This is a genomic window from Pseudomonas sp. PS01297, from assembly GCF_029959305.1.
Taxonomy (GTDB): domain Bacteria; phylum Pseudomonadota; class Gammaproteobacteria; order Pseudomonadales; family Pseudomonadaceae; genus Aquipseudomonas; species Aquipseudomonas helleri.
In genome coordinates this window covers 33,408-50,753 of record NZ_JASCPQ010000034.1, presented here as the reverse complement: position 1 = coordinate 50,753, position 17,346 = coordinate 33,408, and the positions used below count along the sequence as shown (strand labels likewise).

The window sequence follows — 17,346 nt, the reverse complement described above, 5'->3', positions numbered from 1 at the left end:
AGCTTGCCTCGCGATCTTTTGATCTTCTAAAAGATCGCGAGGCAAGCTCGCTCCTACAAAATCAGGTTTTCACGTGGAAATATTTCTTTACGCTCCGTAAAGCTATCTCTACAAAATCAACAGGTTATCCGGCATAACTACCCGTTTTACCCCTTCTGTAAAGAAAATTTTCCATAAAAAGGGCTGCTGGTAATATTTCTGACCGTTTATTGGCTTGTTTCGTCTTGCAAACGGCGGTGTGATGGGATCTTGCCTACGAGCGGGTGTACAATGCGCCGCGTTTTAACTGTGACCCAATTGCGTACCCGCGCTTTTTGCGCTGCTCAACCCCGTGATGAGTGGCCAAAACCTCGAGGCTAACCCGCCTTGTTAACTCCGCATCGCCACAAGCGTTGCGGGTTCGATTCCGTCACAGATAAAAACAAACAGGTGACGCATGACTCGTGAAACAACTTTGGATTCCTGGCGTCTGCGCTGGGGTTTGATGTGTGTTGTAGACCCTTCGATCACTGCCTCTGGTGCTCAAGCTACATCGCACTGAATCACATCAAACCTTGTGTGGAACGCTTTCAATGAGTGGAAAAACCTCGCAATCAGGTGAGCTTAAACGCGGCCTGAAAAATCGTCATATCCAGTTGATTGCCCTCGGCGGCGCGATTGGTACTGGCCTGTTCCTCGGCTCGGCCGGGGTGCTCAAATCGGCCGGTCCATCAATGATTCTGGGCTATGCCATCTGCGGCTTCATTGCCTTCATGATCATGCGCCAGCTCGGCGAAATGATCGTCGAAGAGCCCGTTGCCGGCTCCTTCAGCCACTTTGCGCATAAATACTGGGGCGGCTTTGCCGGCTTCCTGTCGGGCTGGAACTGCTGGGTGCTGTACATTCTGGTGGGCATGTCGGAACTGACTGCGGTCGGTAAATACGTGCACTACTGGTGGCCCGAGATCCCGACCTGGGCCTCTGCGGCAGCCTTCTTCGTGCTGATCAACGTGATCAACCTGACCAACGTCAAAGTGTTTGGCGAGGCGGAGTTCTGGTTCGCGATCATCAAGGTCGTGGCCATTATCGGCATGATCGCTCTGGGCAGTTACTTGCTCACCAGTGGTAGCGGCGGCCCTCAGGCTTCCGTCAGCAACCTGTGGTCGCACGGTGGTTTCTTCCCGCACGGCGTGACCGGTTTGTTGATGGCCATGGCCTTCATCATGTTCTCGTTCGGTGGTCTGGAAATGCTCGGTTTCACCGCAGCAGAAGCCGACAAGCCGCGCACGGTGATCCCTAAAGCGATCAACCAGGTAATCTACCGCATCCTGATTTTCTACATCGGTGCGCTGGTGGTTCTGCTGTCGCTGACCCCGTGGGACTCGCTGCTTGAAACCCTCAACGCCGGTGGCGACAGCTACAGCAGCAGCCCGTTCGTACAAGTGTTCTCGATGCTGGGCAGCAGCACCGCAGCGAACATCCTCAACTTCGTGGTACTGACTGCGGCGTTGTCGGTGTACAACAGCGGCACCTACTGCAACAGCCGTATGCTGCTGGGCATGGCGCAGCAGGGCGATGCGCCCAAAGCGCTGGCCAAGATCGACAAGCGCGGCGTGCCGGTCAATGCCATTCTGGCTTCGGCAGCAGTGACGGTGATTGCGGTACTGCTCAACTACTGGATGCCGCACGACGCGCTGGAACTGCTGATGTCGCTGGTGGTTGCGACCCTGGTGATCAACTGGGCGATGATCAGCTACTCGCACTTCAAGTTCCGCCAGCACATGAACAAAACCGCGCAAACCCCGCTGTTCAAGGCGCTGTGGTACCCGTACGGCAACTACATCTGCCTGGCGTTTGTAGCGTTCATTCTGGTGATCATGCTGTTGATCCCGGGCATTCGCATCTCGGTGTTCGCGATGCCGATTTGGGTGGCCTTTATGGGGCTCTGCTACTGGTTGAAACCCAAGCGTGTAGAACACGCCTCTGCCGAGGTTTACAGCCCGGCCAAGTAAATTGATCTGTTAAACAACACACCCGGCCACCGCGCCGGGTGTGTTGTTTGTGGGGTATGCTGCACGCCCTGCTGATGGACCTTTGTAATGCTGGTGATTTCCAACAACGTGCATATCCCCGATACCGAAATCGAACTGACGGCTATTCGTGCCCAGGGCGCGGGCGGGCAGAACGTCAACAAAGTCTCAAGCGCCATGCATTTGCGTTTCGACATCCCCAACTCATCCTTGCCGCCTTTTTACAAAGAGCGACTGCTGGCGCTGCGTGACAGTCGCATCACCAGTGACGGGGTGTTGATCATCAAGGCGCAGCAATACCGCACCCAGGAACAGAACCGGGCGGATGCGCTGGAGCGTTTGCTTGAATTGATCGTGAGCGCGACCAAGGTCGAGAAAAAGCGCCGCCCGACCAAGCCGACCCTGGGCTCAAAAAAGCGTCGCCTCGAATCCAAGACCAAACGCGGCAGCATCAAAGCCGGGCGGGGCAAGGTGGACTTTTAAGTCAAAAGACCTCAGCCAGAAGGGGGTTGTTCTTAACTGTCTCGTGCAAGCTTTGCCTGCCGATACAAATAAACACTCAGCAGCACCCCGCTAAACGACGCCAATGCTGCAAACAGGAAGATCGAGGTAAAGCCAAAACCTGCCGCCACCGCGCCCACCAGCGGCCCGGTGATGCCCAATGACAGGTCGATAAACAGCGAGTACGCGCCCACCGCTGCGCCTCGGCTGGAGGCAGGCACCAGGTTAACCGCCTCAACGCCCAGCGCCGGAAACACCAGCGAAAAGCCAAAACCGCTCAGCGCCGCACCGGCCAATGCCAGGTGCGGGTCAGGCGCCAGCCACAGCAACAGCAAGCCCAGGGTTTCGACGCTCAGGCAGGCAATAGCGACGCGAAAGCCGCCCAGGCGGTTGATCATGTTGCCAAATAGCAACCGCGCACTGATAAAACTGGCGCCAAACAGGCTCAGGCACAGCGCGGCGTTTTCCCAGTGGTTGGTGGCGTAATACAGGGTGATAAAGGTGGCGATGGTGCCAAAACCAATCGAGCCCAGCGCCAAACCTGTACCGTGGGGCAGCACCCGGCCCAGCACGTGCAGAAACGGCAAGCGTACGCCGCTGACAATGGGCGCGGCCACTTTTGGCCAGGCCAGCAGCAAGCCCAGCGTGGCCAGGGCAATGATGCTCACGCCCAGGCTCCACATGCCCAAATGACCGACCATCACCACGCCCAGCGGTGCACCAATGGCAATGGCGCCGTAGCTGGCGATGCCGTTCCAGGAGATGACCTTGGCGGTGTGGGCGGCGCCCACCCGGCCAATGCCCCAGCCGATCGACCCCGAACCCACCAGGCTTTCAGCGCTGCCCAGCACCAGCCGGCCCAACAGCAGGCTGGCCAGGCTCCAGGCAGGTGCCGCGGCCAGCCAGCTTGAAGTCAGCATCAACACACCGCTGAGGCCGCAACCGGCCAAGCCGTACATGACTGCGCGCTTGCTGCCCTGGTTATCGATGATGCGGCTGGCGTAAGGGCGGCTCAGGAGCGTGGCCAGATATTGCACGCTGATCACCAGCCCGGCGATGACCGTGCCATAGCCCAGGTGGTTGTGAACGTAACCGGGCAATACGGCCAGCGGGATGCCGATGTTCAAATAGCCGATAAAGGTAAACAGAACGATGGAAACCACTTGCAGCGTGATTGCCATAGGGCGTTGTGTTTCAGGCATTGGGTAGGGGTCCTGCGGGGAGCGGTAAGGTGCAGATTACAACGGTGCAACCAATTGTGTCGCAATTAAAGCAGCCAATGCGTTTTCCTGGGTGCCGAAGCGCTTAAGCAGCAGGGCCTGCTTTTGTGGGCTGAGACGCTCCCAGAGCTCGATCATTTTTTCGGCGGTGCCGATCAGGACGCTGGCCTGGGTGTCGCTGAAGGTGTCAGTCACGCTGTTGTCCGCGAGAAGAGAAGGGTGGCGCAATTGTGTCAGGCGGTATGAAAAACCTGAAGCTTTTCGCACCGCCTGATAGATGGCCGGTCAGTCTTCGCTGTCGGCCTGGAGGCTGTCTTGAGCCTCTTCCAGTGCGGGGTTTTCGCCACTGGTGTGTTGCGGGGTTGGCTGCTGAGTTTCATGCAGGCTTGGGAAGGGGAGGTTTGGGATCTCGTGCATCGTCGCGCTCCTCGTAAGGTGTGTTTTTAAATCGCTGGGTAAATCGGCGCTTTTAAAAAGCAAGGGCAGGATACAGGAGGGAGTGTGACAATTTGTCTTTTTATTGCGTCTGGCGCCGATTGTGGCGATTTATTCATCTTGCAATGTGTAGCCGCTGCCGCAGGCTGCGATGGGCTGCGTAGCGGCCCCAGGCTTCTTGTCTGAAAGAAAGCGAAGGTCCTGCGGCCCTTATCGCAGCCTGCGGCAGCGGCTACAGGTTTAGTGCTGGCAGACCTGTGCTATGGCCTTGGCGAGTAGGTCCAGGCGGGTGCCATCGACCCCGGCCATGTTGGCGCGCCCTGAGCCGACCATGTAAACGCTGTGTTTTTCACGCAGCACTTGCACTTGCTCGGTGCTCAACCCGGTGTACGAGAACATCCCGCGTTGCTGGTTGATGTGCGCAAAACGCTCGGCCAAACCGAACGGCGTCAGCGCCTCGACCAACCCACTGCGCAGTTGCGCGATGCGGCTACGCATGGCTTCCACTTCGGCGGCCCACTGCGCCTTGAGCTGCGCATCACCGAGGATGGTCGCCACCACGGCGGCGCCATGATCCGGCGGGTTGGACCACAAGTTACGCGCCAGATACGCCAGTTGGCTGCGCACATCGGTCAATTTTTCGGCGTCATTGGCACACACGATCAACGCGCCGACACGCTCACGGTACAGGCCGAAGTTCTTCGAGCAAGAGCTGGTGATCAGCACTTCAGGCAGTTCGTTCACGAACAGGCGTGTTGACCAGGCATCTTCTTCCAGGCCATCGCCGAAGCCCTGATAGGCAAAGTCGATCAGGGGCAGCAGTTCGCGCCGACGCACGACATCCAGCACCTGCAGCCAGTCTTCCTGCGACAGGTCAAAGCCGGTCGGGTTGTGGCAGCACGCGTGCAGCAACACCACGTCGCCCTTGGGTACGTGCTCCAGGGCGTGAAGCATGGCGGCCACGTTGAGGGTGTTGTCGCGGCCCACGTACGGGTAATGACCCACCTTCAACCCGGCTTCGGCGAAAATGCTTTCGTGGATCGGCCAGGTCGGGTCGCTCAGCCAGATCCCGCGCCCTGGCAGGCAGTGGGCGATAAAGTCGGCCACTAGACGCAATGCGCCGGTACCGCCCGGCGTTTGCGTGGCGCCCGCACGTTTGGTCGCCAGCAGCGGCGAATCAGTGCCCAGTACCAGTTCACTGATCAGTTGGCCAAAACGGCTATCGCCGTGGCCGCCGATGTAGGTTTTAGTCTGTTGCTGATCCACCAGGCGCTGTTCGGCCTGTTTGACTGACGGCAAAATCGGCGTCAGGCCGTTGGCATCTTTATAGACGCCCACGCCTAAGTCGAATTTGTTCGGGTTGCTGTCCTGGTTATAGGCGTCGATCAACCCCAGAATCGGATCGCCTGGCACGCGGCCAATGGCTGAGAAGTGCATTACTTACGACCTTCGGCAGTTTTGGCAACATCATCGGTGCGCGCAGCCATGATGAAATCGTTGCGGTGCAGACCTTTGATCGAGTGGCTCCACCAGGTCACGGTCACTTTGCCCCACTCGGTCAGCAGGCCTGGGTGATGGCCTTCGGCTTCAGAAATTTCGCCAACGGCGTTGGTGAACGCCAAAGCGTGCTTGAAGTTCTTGAACAGAAAAACCTTTTCCAGCTGCATGATGCCGTCGCGAACTTCGATGTTCCAGTCCGGGATCTGCTTGATCAGCATCGGCAACTCTTCGTCGCTGACCTGTGGAGCATCGGCGCGGCAGGCTTCGCAGTGGGCTTGGTTCAATGTGCTCATGGTGTATTCCTGAAATCGATTTTTTATTGGTCTTGAAAAAATAAGGGTTAAGCCGCTTTCGGCTTGGGCGGGAACTTGGGCGCATGCAAGCCCAGCTCCATGCCTTTTTCAACCATGCCCATGATGTCTTCGTGGGCCAGGTCAAACAGGCGCTTCAAGTCCGGCAGAACAAAATACAGCGGCTGCAAAATATCAATTCGATACGGCGTGCGCATGGCTTCCAGCGGATCGAATGGCTGATGTTCAGGTTCTGAAGACAAGCTGTAAACCGTTTCTTTAGGCGAAGACAGAATTCCGCCGCCATACACGCGTTTGCCTTCAGGGGTATTCACCAGGCCGAACTCGATGGTCATCCAGTACAGGCGGGCCAGATACACGCGCTGTTCTTTGCTGGCTTGCAGGCCGAGCTTACCGTAGGTGTGGGTGAATTCAGCAAACCACGGGTTGGTCAGCAGTGGGCAATGGCCAAAAATCTCGTGGAAAATATCCGGCTCTTGCAGGTAATCCAGTTCTTCACGGGTGCGAATAAACGTTGCAACCGGGAACTGCTTGCTGGCCAGTAATTCGAAAAAGGTCTGGAAGGGGATCAAAGCCGGCACGCGGGCAACTTGCCAGCCGGTGGTTTCGCCCAGCACTTTATTGATCTCGCCCAGTTGCGGGATGCGGTCGTGGGGCAGCCCGAGTTTGTCGATGCCTTGCAGGTATTCAGGGCAGGCACGGCCTTCGAGCAATTTGAGCTGGCGGGTAATCAGCGTATTCCACACCCCGTGTTCCTCGGGTGTGTAGTCGATAAAGCCATTGGCATCCGGCTCACGGGCGACGTATTTCGTTTGCTTCATGGTGCTCTCCGCAGAGAAATCGTTTTTATTGTTCTGTCAGGGACGGCGCGTATTCGTTGGTTAAGTGATATCCCAAGTGCTCGCCGGATGCAGCCGGGCAAATATCTCTATTGCCGGAGTGATGTGCATATTTCGTAAATAATTCGTTACGACAAGACAATTGAACTGTCATTCTTGCGTGAGTAATTGCAAAATCGTCAAAAAATCGTGACAGCAAAATGCTCTCCCGAACAAATAAACACCCCTGTAGGAGCGAGCTCGCCTCGCGATCTTTTAAAAAAATCAACAGATCGCGAGGCAAGCTCGCTCCTACAGTTAGCAGATCAATAGCCGAGCCTTGCCCCATGCGTATCAAAGTCCACTGCCAAAACCGGATTGGCATCCTGCGTGACATCCTCAACCTGTTGGTGGCCTACGGCATCAACGTCAAGCGCGGCGAGGTGGGCGGTGATCAGGGCAATGCGATCTATCTGTTTTGCCCAAATCTGATCAACCTTCAGTTCCAGGCACTGCGCCCGAAGTTTGAAACCATCGCTGGGGTTTTTGGCGTCAAACGCGTAGGGCTGATGCCCAGCGAACGCAGGCACATGGAACTCAACGCCTTGCTCGGCGCACTGGAATTCCCCGTGCTGTCCATCGACATGGGCGGCTCGATTGTGGCGGCCAACCGTGCGGCGGCGCAGTTGCTTGGTGTGCGCGTCGATGAAGTGCCGGGCATTGCCCTGTCGCGCTACGCCGAAGACTTCGACTTGCCGGAGCTGGTGCGGGCCAACAAATCGCGGATCAACGGCCTGCGGGTCAAGATCAAGGGGCATGTGTTCCTGGCTGACATCGCGCCACTGCAACTGGAACACGACGACAGCGAAGCCATGGCCGGCGCGGTGCTCACCTTGCACCGGGCCGACCGTCTGGGTGAGCAGATCTATAACGTGCGCAAGCAGGAACTGCGTGGCTTCGACAGCATTTTCCAAAGCTCAAAAGTCATGGCCGCCGTGGTCCGTGAAGCCCGACGCATGGCACCGCTGGATGCGCCTCTATTAATAGAAGGCGAAACCGGCACCGGCAAAGAATTGCTGGCGCGCGCCTGTCACCTGGCCAGCCCGCGGGGGCAATCGCCGCTGATGGCGCTCAACTGCGCCGGTTTGCCCGAGTCGATGGCCGAAACCGAACTGTTTGGCTACGGGCCGGGTGCATTCGAAGGGGCGCGGGCCGAGGGCAAACTGGGGCTGTTGGAACTGACCGCAGGCGGTACGTTGTTCCTGGATGGCGTGGGCGAAATGAGCCCCCGTTTGCAGGTCAAATTGCTGCGTTTTCTGCAGGACGGTTGCTTTCGCCGTGTGGGCAGCGACGAAGAGGTCTACCTCGATGTGCGCGTGATGTGCGCCACGCAGGTGGATTTGTCTGAGCTGTGCGCCCGAGGCGAATTCCGTCAGGACCTTTACCACCGCCTTAACGTGCTGTCGTTGCACATCCCGCCGCTGCGCGATTGCCTGGATGGCCTTGAACCGTTGGTCGAGCATTTTCTCGATCAGGCCAGTCGGCAAATTGGCTGCGCGTTGCCCCGCCTGGCCCCGGCGGCCATGGACCGCTTGAGCCACTACCATTGGCCGGGCAACGTGCGGCAATTGGAAAACGTGTTGTTCCAGGCGGTGTCGCTGTGCGATGGCGGCGTGGTCAAGGCTGAACACATCCGTTTGCCGGACTACGGCGTGCGCCAGCCGCTGGGCGAATTCTCGATGGAAGGCGGGCTGGACCAAATCGTCGGGCGCTTTGAAAAAGCCGTGCTGGAGCGCCTGTACTCCGAACACCCGAGCAGCCGCCTGCTGGGCAAGCGTTTGGGCGTATCGCACACCACCATCGCCAACAAACTGCGCGAGCACGACATCATCAAGCCTGGTCGGGATTAAAAACGCGCAAAAACCTTGTGGGAACGGGCTTGCTCGCGATTGGATCGACACGCAGTGTCAAGTACACCGAGTCGATTGCATCGCGAGCAAGCCCGCTCCCACCGTTTTTTTGTGCCGAACAGGCCGCCCTTTGCCGCAACCGGCATAACCACGCCGGTTTGCCATTTCTGTGACGCTACATAACCCCTCTCAAGCCCCGCCAGCACGGCCTTTTCACCGTCAATAAAAAGTTGGTGCGCAAATTGCTAGTACCCATTCAGTACAGCGGTGGGCGGCAAGCGTCCGTCAGGCAGAGGAATGAGTGTGGACAAGTACCTTTATGTGGCAATGACCGGCGCCAGTCAGAATGCTCTGGCGCAAAAGGCACATGCCAACAATCTGGCGAACATCTCAACCAACGGCTTTCAGCGCGATCTGGAACAGGCGCGTTCGATGCCGGTGTTTGGCGACAGCTTTCCTGCGCGGGCTTTTGCCATGACCGAGCGACCTGCCACGGATTTCACGCCGGGTGCGCTGGTGCAAACCGGGCGTGATCTGGACATCGCCGTCAAAGGCGATGGCTGGCTGGCCGTGCAGGCCCCCGATGGCAGCGAAGCCTATGTGCGTACCGCCAGCATGAATGTCGACTCGCTGGGCATTCTGCGGGCCGGCAATGGCATGCCGGTCATGGGCAACGGCGGGCCGATCGCCGTGCCGCCGCAGCAACAAATTGAAGTGGGCGAAGACGGCACCATCAGCATTCGCGCCATGGGCGAAGGCCCGCGCGTGATGGCTGAAGTGGACCGCATCAAGCTGGTTCAACCGGACCTGCGCTCCATGACTAAAGGCCTCGACGGCCTGATCCACACCGCCAACGGCCAGCCTGCGCCATTCGACGCCAATGTGCGGGTGACCTCGGGGTTTCTGGAGGCCAGCAACGTGAATGCCGTCGAAGAGATGACCTCGGTGCTGGCCCTGTCCAAGCAGTTCGAGTTGCACATCAAAATGATGAACACCGCCAAAGAAGACGACCAGGCCATGACTCGCGTCCTGGCCATGAGCTAATTACTGAAACGTTGCGCCGAAAAACCGGCGCACGAGGAGAGCACGCATGCTTCCGGCACTGTGGGTTGCAAAAACGGGTTTGGCTGCACAAGACACCAACCTGACGACCATTTCCAACAACTTGGCCAACGTCTCGACCACTGGCTTCAAGCGTGATCGTGCCGAGTTCCAGGACTTGCTCTACCAGATCAAACGCCAGCCCGGCGCGCAATCGACCCAAGACAGCGAGCTGCCTTCCGGCCTGCAACTGGGTACCGGTGTGCGCATTGTCGGCACGCAAAAGAACTTCACCGCCGGTAGTTTGCAAACCACCGAGCAGCCGCTGGACATGGCCATCAATGGCCGTGGATTTTTCCAGATCATGCAGCCCGACGGGACCACGGCCTACACCCGTGACGGTACTTTCCACCTTGATTCCAACGGCCAGATCGTCACTGCCAGCGGTTTCACCCTGGAGCCTGCGATTGTCGTGCCTGCCGATGCCGAGACGTTCACCGTCGGCCAGGACGGCACCGTGTCGGTCACCGTGCCCGGCAACGCCGCTGCGCAGATCATCGGCAACCTGCAAACCGCCGACTTCATCAACCCGGCCGGCTTGCAGGCACAGGGCGGTAACCTGTTCCTTGAGACCGCGTCCAGTGGCGCGCCGCAAATCGGCACGCCGGGCCTGAACGGTTTCGGCACCACCATGCAGAACACCCTCGAAACCTCGAACGTCAGCACCGTTGAAGAGATGGTCAACATGATCACCACCCAACGCGCTTACGAGATGAACTCCAAAGTGATCTCCACCGCCGATCAAATGTTGTCGTTTGTGACGCAAAATCTGTAATTACGTGAAGCGGGAGAGGTCATGAAACGCTTTATTTCTGTTCTGGCACTGGGTGGCGTTACGTTTCTGGCGGGCTGTGTCAGCCCGCCGCCACGCCCTAATGATCCGTACTACGCCCCGGTACTGCCGCGCACACCGCTGCCGGCGGCGGCGAACAACGGCTCGATTTACCAGGCCGGTTTTGAACAGAACCTGTACAGCGACCGCAAGGCATTCCGGGTGGGTGACATCATCACCATCACCCTGAACGAGCGCACCCAGGCGAGCAAAAACGCCAACTCGGCCATCGGTAAAAACAGCAACACCAACATCGGCCTGACTTCGCTGTTCGGTGGCGGCATGACCACCAACAACCCATTGGGCGGTGCCGACCTGAGCCTCAACGCAGGCTACAGCGGCAGCCGCGCCACCAAGGGCGACAGCAAGGCCGGGCAGGGCAACAGCCTGACCGGTTCGATCACCGTGACCGTGGCCGACGTTCTGCCTAACGGCATCATCGCCGTGCGCGGCGAGAAGTGGATGACCTTGAACACTGGCGACGAACTGGTGCGAATCGCCGGGCTGGTCCGCGCGGATGACATCTCTACCGATAACACCGTGTCCTCGACCCGCGTGGCCGATGCGCGCATTACCTACTCGGGGACGGGCTCGTTTGCCGATGCCAGCCAGCCGGGCTGGTTTGACCGCTTCTTCCTTAGCCCACTGTTTCCTTTCTGACCGGACCGACCATGCCGAACCTCAAGCACCTGCTGGCAGCCGTATTGCTGCTGTCGACAACCCTGGGCGCTCACGCCGAGCGGTTGAAAGACATCGCCAGCATTTCGGGTGTGCGTTCCAACCAATTGATTGGGTATGGCTTGGTGGTCGGGCTTAACGGCACGGGCGACCAGACCACGCAAACCCCGTTCACCCTGCAGACCTTCAACAACATGCTCTCGCAGTTCGGCATTAAAGTGCCGCCGGGTTCGGGCAACGTGCAGTTGAAAAACGTCGCAGCCGTGTCGATCAGCGCCGATCTGCCCGCGTTCGCCAAGCCGGGGCAGGTGATCGACATCACCGTGTCCTCCATCGGCAACTCGAAAAGCCTGCGCGGCGGCACACTGTTGCTGACCCCGCTCAAGGGCATTGACGGCAACGTCTACGCCGTTGCCCAAGGCAATCTGGTGGTCGGCGGCTTTGACGCAGAAGGCCGTGACGGCTCGAAAATCACCGTCAACGTACCGTCAGCCGGGCGCATTCCGGGCGGTGCTTCGGTTGAGCGCGCCGTACCCAGCGGTTTCAATCAGGGCAACAGCCTGACCCTGAACCTCAACCGTTCCGACTTCACTACCGCCAAGCGCGTGGTCGACAAGATCAACGACCTGCTGGGGCCGGGTGTGGCTCAGGCGATTGATGGCGGCTCGATCCGCGTCACCGCGCCCTTGGACCCTAGCCAGCGCGTCGACTACCTGTCGATTCTGGAAAACCTCGAAGTGGATCCGGGCCAGGCCGTGGCCAAGGTCATCATCAACTCGCGCACCGGCACCATCGTGATCGGGCAGAACGTCAAGGTATCGCCTGCGGCGGTGACCCACGGCAGCTTGACCGTGACCATCACCGAAGACCCGATCGTCAGCCAGCCGGGCCCGCTGTCCAACGGCCAGACGGCGGTAGTGCCGCGCTCGCGGATCAACGCCCAGCAAGAAGCCAAGCCGATGTTCAAGTTTGGCCCGGGCACCACCCTCGACGAAATCGTCCGGGCGGTGAATCAGGTGGGCGCGGCGCCGGGGGACCTGATGGCGATCCTCGAAGCCCTGAAACAGGCCGGCGCCTTGCAAGCCGACCTGATCGTGATCTGAGGCCAACGGCATGGACATGCGTAAGAGTGGCGTCGTCGGTGACAGCGATTCGGGGGCGTTCAGCGACCTCAATCGTCTGAACAACCTGAAGGTCGGCGACCGTAACAGCGACGGCAATATGCGCAAGGTTGCGCAGGAATTCGAGTCGCTGTTCCTCAACGAAATGCTCAAGTCCATGCGTTCGGCCAACGAAGTGCTGGGCAAGGACAACCCGCTGAACACGCCTGCGGCCAAGCAATACCAGGAAATGTACGACCAGCAACTGTCGGTGACCCTGTCACGCCAGGGCGGCGGCATTGGCTTGGCCGATGTGCTGATGCGCCAGATGTCGAAAAACAAATCAGTGGTGCCGGGTGACGTGCCCGCCACGCCCGCTGTGGCCGCAGAAACCAAGGCCGCAGCGCCTGCCACGACCACCACCAACAGCCCGTTCGTGCGCTCCAACGGCCAACGGGCCTTGTGGGCCGCGCGGGTGGCCACGCCTGCGGTCGATGGCGGGCACAAAAATGACATGGCGATGCTCAACCAGCGTCGTCTGGCGTTACCGAGCAAATTGACCGACCGCCTGTTGGCCGGGATTGTGCCGTCGGCTGACTCGGCGCGTTCCACCCTCAACACCAGCACCGTGCCGGGCCGTACCAGCCCGGCGCTGGACGCGGTGATCAAGGGCAGCCGTCAGCCGATGCTCAGCGCCTCCGGGGTGCACGGGCGCATGCAGATTTATGGTCGCGCCGTGGCCCAGCCGCCGTTGGCACCGGCCAAACAAGCCTTTGAATCGCCGGATGCGTTCGTTGCCACCATGTTGCCGATGGCGCAGCAAGCGGCCGACCGGATTGGCGTCGACCCGCTGTACCTGGTCGCGCAAGCGGCACTGGAAACCGGTTGGGGCAAATCGGTCATGCGTCAACAAAACGGCAACAGCAGTTACAACCTGTTCGGCATCAAGGCCACCGGCAATTGGCAGGGCGCGCAGGCGCGGGCCATTACCAGTGAGTTCCGTGACGGGCAGATGGTCAAGGAGACGGCGGACTTCCGTTCCTATAACTCCTACCAAGACAGCTTCCACGACCTGGTGACCCTGCTGCAGAGCAACAATCGTTATAAAGATGTGCTCAACGCAGCCGATAAACCAGAGCAGTTTGTTCGTGAGCTGCAGAAGGCCGGTTACGCGACCGACCCTGAGTACGCGAGCAAGATTTCGCAGATTGCCAAGCAAATGAAAACCTACCAGAGCTACGTCTCGACGGGTTCTCTCACGCATTTATAAGGTTTGAACCATGGCGAGTTTGATCAACATCGGGATGTCGGGGCTTAACGCCAGCCAAGGGGCCTTGGCCACCGTGGGCAATAACATTGCCAACGCCAATACCTCGGGCTACTCGCGTCAGCAAGTGGTGCAGAGCAGCGCGGGCTCGCAACAGGTGAGCGGGGTGTTTATCGGTACCGGGACCACCCTGGCCGACGTGCGCCGGGTGTACAACTCCTACCTCGACGCCCAGTTGCAAGCCACCACATCGCTCAACGGCGACGCCCAGGCGTATCTCGACCAGATCGGCTCGATCGACAAACTGCTCTCGGACAAAAGCACCGGTGTGTCGTCGGCGCTGAACAGCTTTTTCGCCTCCTTGCAGACAGCGGCCGGGGCGCCAGGTGACAGTTCCACGCGGCAATTGCTGCTGACCAATGCGCAAACCCTGAGCAACCGCTTCAACTCGATTTCGACTCAACTCAACCAGCAAAACGACGGCATCAACAGCCAGCTGGACACCCTGACCTCGATGGTCAACCAGCACACAGCCACCATTGCCTCGCTGAACAAGCAAATTGCCCAGGCCACCACCGCAGGCAACACTCCCAACGACCTGATGGATGCCCGCAACGAAGCGGTGCGCACCCTCAACGAGTTGGTCGGGGTGTCGGTTCAAGAGCACGACAACGTGTACGACATCACCCTCGGCACTGGTCAGGCGCTGGTGCAGGGCAATACCTCGAACACCTTGTCGGCGGTGCCCAGCAAAACCGACAAAAGCCAGTTCAGCATCCAGATCAACTACCCGCAGTCCAGCTCCGACGTCACTTCGGTGCTCACCGGCGGCAAAATCGGCGGCCTGCTGCGTTATCGCGAAGACGTGCTGGCCCCGTCCATCAATGAACTGGGGCGCACGGCCATTGTGTTGGCCGATGCCTTCAATCAGCAGTTGGGGCAGGGGCTGGACGCCAACGGTGAGTTTGGCTCGTCCCTGTTCAGCAGCATCAACAGTGACAAGGCGATTAGCCAGCGCAGCCTGGCCGCGACCGGCAATAGCGCAGGCTCGGGCAACCTCGACGTAAAAATCACCAACAGCGGCGCACTGACCACCTACGACTATCAGGTCACGTTCACCAGCGACAACGAGTACACGGTCAAGCGCTCGGACGGCACCAACATGGGCGCCTTCAAGCTCGATCAAGACCCGCCGGCGGTGATCGACGGCTTCAGCATGAGCCTTAATGGCGGCGCGTTGAGTAAGGGCGACAGCTTCAAAGTCAGCCCCACCGCCAATGGCGCCAGCAGCCTCAGCGTGCAAATGACCGATGCCAGTAAATTGGCGTTCGCCGGGCCTTTGGTGGCCGTTAAAGGCGGCTCCAACAGCGGCACCGGCGCGGCGAGCGGCCTGAGCCTGTCGCAAGCGCTGAATATTTATGGCGGCGCGGACTTGGGCAAAGCGCAAAGCGAAATCGAAGGTGCGATGCCGGTGCGCATTGCCTTTGACGAAGCCAGCGGCGGCACCCAGGGCTATCGCATCCTCAATGAAAAGGGCGAGAAGATCGGCGAAGGCACCATCGTTCCGGGCCAGGACAACAAAGTCACGATCAAGGTGCCGGTGCTCGATGCCTCGGGCGCGGCGGTGACCAACCCGGACGGCACGCCAAAAACTGTTAACTTCGACACCACCCTCAGCGGCTCCCCGGCCAAAGGGGACAGTTTTGATATTCGCTTCAACAAGGACGGCAAGGCTGACAACAGCAACGCCAACCAACTGTTGGGCCTGCAAACCAAGCAGACCGTGGGCGTGACCGGCGGTGGAGGCGGGGCGAGCCTCGGCACCTCCTACAGCCAGTTGGTCTCCAAGGTCGGCGGCAAAGCCAGCCAGGCCAGCGTCGACGGCACCGCCAACACGGCTGCCCTGGCGTACGCCACGCAAACCCGCAACTCGGTGTCGCAGGTCAACCTGGACGAAGAAGCCTCCAACCTGGTCAAGTTCCAGCAGTACTACACCGCATCGTCGCAAATCATCAAAGCGGCGCAAGAAACCTTCAGCACGCTGATCAACAGTCTTTAAGGGAGCACTCGACGATGCGTATTTCCACTGCCCAGTTTTTTGAGTCGACCAGCACCACCTACCAGAACAACTTCTCGTCGGTGATCAAGACCCAGCAGCAGATAGACTCCGGCGTGCGCATCCAGACCGCTGCCGATGATCCGGTGGGGGCTGCGCGTTTGCTGCAACTGCAGCAGCAAAAAGACATGTTGGGTCAGTACTCCGCCAACATGGACAGCATCAAGTCGTCGCTGAGCAATCAGGAAAGCGTGCTCGACAGCATCAATAACTCCCTGCAAAAAGCCGGTGAGCTGGCGCTGCGGGCGGGCGGTCTGACCAACGACGCCGACCGCTTGGCGGTGGCCAACGAACTGGGCAGCATCGAAGACCAGGTGTTCAGCCTGCTCAACAGCAAAGATTCCGCGGGCAACTACATGTTCTCGGGCTCCAAGACCGACACCCAGCCGTACATCCGCAACAACGATGGCACCTACACCTATCAGGGCGATGACACTCAGCTCAACCTCAAGGTCTCGGACACCCTGACCCTGGCGGGCAGCGACACGGCCAAAAGCTTTATGGAGAACTCGGTAAACACCGGGCGCACCCAGAGCACCTTGCAGCCGATGCTCGACCCGGACGGCGCGGTGGTGCCGGACAAAGGCGTGGTTGCCGTGTCATCGGGTCTGGTGACCTCCAGCGCGGTGTTCAACAAGAGCTTTGCCGCAGGCCAGCCGTATACCCTGGAATTCACCAGCAGCACCCAATACACCCTCAAAGATGCCGAGGGCAAAGACGTGACCTCGGAGATCCCGGGCAACGGCGTGTTCGATTCGACCAAAGAGGGCGCGCACAGCATCAGCCTGCGCGGGGTGTCCTTTGACATCAACCTGAACCTCAAGGACATTGCCCCGACCGACCAGGACGCGGCGGTCAAGGGCCATACCTTCACCCTGCAAGCCAAGCCCGACACCTTCAATGCCTCGCGCACCCCGAGCAACAGCTCGACGGCGCAAATCACCGGCTCCAACGTGACCAGCGCGGGCACTTACAGCGACAGTTTTCCGAGCAATGGCGCGGTGATCAAGTTCACCAGCGCCACCGAGTACGAGGTCTACGCGCAGCCAGTGACAGACAGCAGCAAGTCGATTGCCAAGGGCACCCTGGCCGATGGCTCGCTGGAAGCCATGGGCGTCAAATTTGACTTCACCGGTACCCCGGCCTCGGGCGACCAGTTTGTTGTCAGCAACAACAACCACCAGAGCCAGAGCGCGCTGGACACCATCAGCGAATTGCGCAAGGCGTTAGTGGTGCCGAGTGAAAAAGACGCGGCGGCTTCGCGCATGCAGCGTGACGCCATCAACACCGCGATTGGCAACCTGAAAAACGCCAGCGCCAGCATCGACACCGCCCGAGGCTCAATCGGTGCGCGGTTGAACGCGGTAGACATTCAATTCGACGAAAACACCAGCATGGGCCTGGCCAACGACTCCACCACCGCGGCCATCGGCAACACCGACACCGCGAGCGCGGCCACCCAACTGGCCTTCCAGAAATCCATGCTCGAAGCCTCGCAACTGGCGTTCGTCAAAATCTCCCAGCTCAGCCTGTTCAACCAGCTGTGAT

At 59.4% G+C, this 17,346-nt stretch carries 17 protein-coding genes; 10 read left to right on the top strand and 7 right to left on the bottom strand.

The window, feature by feature from the left end; genetic code table 11:
* Positions 1-572 precede the first annotated feature (572 nt).
* Together QMX84_RS12450 and arfB are read left to right on the top strand one after the other, a co-directional pair.
* Positions 573-1,991, top strand: coding sequence for an amino acid permease (locus QMX84_RS12450; protein WP_282363915.1), 1,419 nt, complete (start codon positions 573-575; stop codon positions 1,989-1,991).
* 87 nt (positions 1,992-2,078) lie between these two features.
* Positions 2,079-2,492: an alternative ribosome rescue aminoacyl-tRNA hydrolase ArfB gene (gene arfB, locus QMX84_RS12445; protein ID WP_282363914.1), complete on the top strand. Its 414-nt coding sequence runs from the start codon at positions 2,079-2,081 to the stop codon at positions 2,490-2,492.
* Between the two features lie 32 nt (positions 2,493-2,524).
* On the opposite strand, the gene QMX84_RS12440 is transcribed toward arfB, so the two are convergent.
* The 7 genes from QMX84_RS12440 to QMX84_RS12410 all read right to left on the bottom strand — a co-directional run bounded on the left by QMX84_RS12440 (position 2,525) and on the right by QMX84_RS12410 (position 7,098).
* Complete coding sequence (locus QMX84_RS12440; protein ID WP_153434539.1) at positions 2,525-3,712, bottom strand: MFS transporter; 1,188 nt, start codon at positions 3,710-3,712, stop codon at positions 2,525-2,527.
* Between the two features lie 36 nt (positions 3,713-3,748).
* A complete protein-coding gene (locus tag QMX84_RS12435) occupies positions 3,749-3,925 on the bottom strand; it encodes a hypothetical protein (protein WP_088500399.1) in 177 nt (58 codons plus the stop codon).
* A 90-nt stretch (positions 3,926-4,015) separates the two neighbouring features.
* Positions 4,016-4,147 carry a hypothetical protein gene (locus tag QMX84_RS12430; protein ID WP_256665532.1) on the bottom strand — a complete coding sequence of 44 codons (132 nt, stop codon included), beginning with the start codon at positions 4,145-4,147 and terminating at the stop codon, positions 4,016-4,018.
* Between the two features lie 258 nt (positions 4,148-4,405).
* A complete protein-coding gene (locus tag QMX84_RS12425) occupies positions 4,406-5,602 on the bottom strand; it encodes an amino acid aminotransferase (protein ID WP_282363913.1) in 1,197 nt (398 codons plus the stop codon).
* On the bottom strand, positions 5,602-5,958 hold the full coding sequence (locus tag QMX84_RS12420) for a 4a-hydroxytetrahydrobiopterin dehydratase (RefSeq protein WP_048371460.1): 357 nt from the start codon (positions 5,956-5,958) through the stop codon (positions 5,602-5,604). Before QMX84_RS12420 ends, QMX84_RS12425 begins: the two co-directional genes overlap by 1 nt.
* A gap of 47 nt (positions 5,959-6,005) precedes the next feature.
* The gene (phhA, locus tag QMX84_RS12415) at positions 6,006-6,797 is read right to left on the bottom strand and encodes a phenylalanine 4-monooxygenase (RefSeq protein WP_123752020.1); all 792 of its coding nucleotides are present in this window, start codon (positions 6,795-6,797) and stop codon (positions 6,006-6,008) included.
* 25 nt (positions 6,798-6,822) lie between these two features.
* A complete protein-coding gene (locus QMX84_RS12410) occupies positions 6,823-7,098 on the bottom strand; it encodes a hypothetical protein (protein WP_282363912.1) in 276 nt (91 codons plus the stop codon).
* Between the two features lie 43 nt (positions 7,099-7,141).
* Between QMX84_RS12410 and QMX84_RS12405 the strand changes: the two genes are divergently transcribed.
* The 8 genes from QMX84_RS12405 (at position 7,142) to QMX84_RS12370 (ending at position 17,345) form a co-directional block, all read left to right on the top strand.
* Positions 7,142-8,704, top strand: a complete 1,563-nt coding sequence (locus tag QMX84_RS12405) for a sigma-54-dependent transcriptional regulator (RefSeq protein ID WP_048371457.1) — start codon at positions 7,142-7,144, stop codon at positions 8,702-8,704.
* Between the two features lie 303 nt (positions 8,705-9,007).
* Positions 9,008-9,748 carry a flagellar basal body rod protein FlgF gene (locus QMX84_RS12400; RefSeq protein WP_048371638.1) on the top strand — a complete coding sequence of 247 codons (741 nt, stop codon included), beginning with the start codon at positions 9,008-9,010 and terminating at the stop codon, positions 9,746-9,748.
* Positions 9,749-9,794: 46 nt separating this feature from the next.
* Complete coding sequence (flgG, locus tag QMX84_RS12395) at positions 9,795-10,580, top strand: flagellar basal-body rod protein FlgG (protein WP_048371455.1); 786 nt, start codon at positions 9,795-9,797, stop codon at positions 10,578-10,580.
* Between the two features lie 21 nt (positions 10,581-10,601).
* Positions 10,602-11,297, top strand: a complete 696-nt coding sequence (gene flgH, locus QMX84_RS12390) for a flagellar basal body L-ring protein FlgH (RefSeq protein WP_048371453.1) — start codon at positions 10,602-10,604, stop codon at positions 11,295-11,297.
* An 11-nt stretch (positions 11,298-11,308) separates the two neighbouring features.
* Entirely contained in the window at positions 11,309-12,418 is a 1,110-nt protein-coding gene (locus QMX84_RS12385) for a flagellar basal body P-ring protein FlgI (RefSeq protein ID WP_048371451.1), read from the top strand.
* 10 nt (positions 12,419-12,428) lie between these two features.
* A complete protein-coding gene (gene flgJ, locus QMX84_RS12380) occupies positions 12,429-13,685 on the top strand; it encodes a flagellar assembly peptidoglycan hydrolase FlgJ (protein ID WP_282363911.1) in 1,257 nt (418 codons plus the stop codon).
* A 10-nt stretch (positions 13,686-13,695) separates the two neighbouring features.
* Positions 13,696-15,741 carry a flagellar hook-associated protein FlgK gene (gene flgK, locus QMX84_RS12375; protein ID WP_262126166.1) on the top strand — a complete coding sequence of 682 codons (2,046 nt, stop codon included), beginning with the start codon at positions 13,696-13,698 and terminating at the stop codon, positions 15,739-15,741.
* A gap of 14 nt (positions 15,742-15,755) precedes the next feature.
* Positions 15,756-17,345 (top strand): flagellar hook-associated protein 3, encoded by a 1,590-nt coding sequence (locus QMX84_RS12370; RefSeq protein ID WP_282363910.1) that lies wholly within the window; start codon positions 15,756-15,758, stop codon positions 17,343-17,345.
* Position 17,346 lies beyond the last annotated feature (1 nt).